Consider the following 1,734-nt stretch of genomic DNA (forward strand, 5'->3'; position numbering starts at 1 on the left):
CCCGAATTTTTCATCAGAGTGACGTTGGCCGCCCGGTCCCTGCTTGATTCTGGTGCGGGTTGATTCTTTGGTTTCGGGCGCGCTGACGGGGCCGTTGGTCGCTGGTTGGGCGTCGGATTCCACGTCTCCGATGGGTCGTGCTGGTTGTTGTTGGGGCTGGCCGAGTTGTTCTCAGGCCAGAGGTGGGACGCGTTTTCGGAGGCGGTTTTTCAGTTCGGTGATCGCTGTCAGGATCGTGGTGATCGTGCCGGCTTCCGGGGCTTCGTCAGGGATCAGCAGCCGCGTCCGCCGGGCCCTGGTGATGAGTTTCCCGGCAGTGGCGAAGAGCCGGTAGCGCCACCGTTTCATGTCCCATCCCCGGGCTGTGTGGCCGGTTGGAAGCGCGGTAAGTTGGAGCCAGGAAACCAGATTCATGGCCAGGGCGGCGATGTTGGCCCAGGCCTGATTGGCGTGAAAGTCGAAGAACGGCAGCTTACCGAGACCAGCGTTCTTCAGGGTCTTGATCCGGTTCTCACCCCGTCCCCTGGCCCGGTGCCGGGCATCAAGGCTGGGCCCGTGCCAGGACGGTGAGTTCGTCAGGAAAGCCGTGACTCTGTGCCCGTCCATATCCAGCAGCGTCGCTTGCGCTCCGGGATGCAGCGGCTCGGCACGCAAGTACAGGTTGGTGCCAGGCGGGTAGTCGGTGAGTCCGAGGACTTCGGTGGCGTTAACGACCCACGCGTCGGTGCGTTCGTCGCCGCTCTGGTCCAGTGCCGGCTGCCAATACTGTTTGTCGTTGATCCACGCGACCATGCGGGCCTTCATCACCGGGACCGCGTAGGAAACACTGAACTGCACGCCCAAGGATGAGAGGTAGTGCAGGAACTTCCGGGAAGCCCCGGCGCTGTCGGTGCGCACGAGGATTTTCTCACCCATGAGCTGTCCGTGCTGGTCGTATAAGTCGTCCGGGAGCTGGGCGATGGCCTGGGTGAAGACCTTGATGTGGTCATCCGCGCTGTTGGCCCCGGCATTACCTGGACGCAGGAGCGCGGCGAGGACCTCCCCGGTCCCGTGGCCAGTGCCGTAATCGACACTGGCGATAAAGGGAGCGAAGCCATACCCGCCCTTGTAGGTGCCGGCGACGTTTTCCTTATCGGAGTGCGAGGTCACGAGCGTGGCGTCCAGGTCCACGATGAGCGGGTCCAGCGCTGTGGCCTTCAGGCCAGGGTTCCGGTCCGCGGCGGCTTCCCACGCCCGCGAACGCAACTCCCGCGTCAACGTGCTGAACCCGTAACTGAAGAGATCCGGGTTGGCCACGGTCCGCTCGAAGAACCGCGAGATCGTCGCGTTCGAAGCAACGTTCCCGAAGACACCGGCACCGGTCCGCAGGATGTCCAGATCGGAGACGTGCTCCCCGCCGCCGGCGAGCATGACCGCCAACGAGCCCAGGATGGTGCCTGGCCGATGCCGGGCCCCGGACGGGACGAACTGGCCCAACCGGTCCTCGCACAAGCCCCGGAACCCAAGCGCGTCAACAAGGGACGTCACCACGTTCAGCCCGGCGTGGGAGACAAGTTGCTGTCCCGTCGTGGCGACAGGAAGGGACGGGAAAACTCCAGTATTCTTGGACATCAGAAAGGTGCTTCTTTCAGCCGGTAGAAAAGTGCGTCAACAACACTATTTTCCCAGCTCAGAAGCACCTTTCGTCGCTTTAACACACCCGGCGGGCGCCACCCTCATGAAAACCCCGGGCTA

1 protein-coding gene is annotated in these 1,734 nt (G+C 63.3%); it reads right to left on the reverse strand.

What is annotated here, in order from left to right; genetic code table 11:
• Positions 1-171 precede the first annotated feature (171 nt).
• Positions 172-1,611, reverse strand: a complete 1,440-nt coding sequence (locus CXR02_RS21820) for an IS1380 family transposase (protein ID WP_104063889.1) — start codon at positions 1,609-1,611, stop codon at positions 172-174.
• Between the last annotated feature and the right edge of the window lie 123 nt (positions 1,612-1,734).

The organism is Arthrobacter sp. 4R501 (assembly GCF_002929755.1).
Taxonomy (GTDB): domain Bacteria; phylum Actinomycetota; class Actinomycetes; order Actinomycetales; family Micrococcaceae; genus Arthrobacter.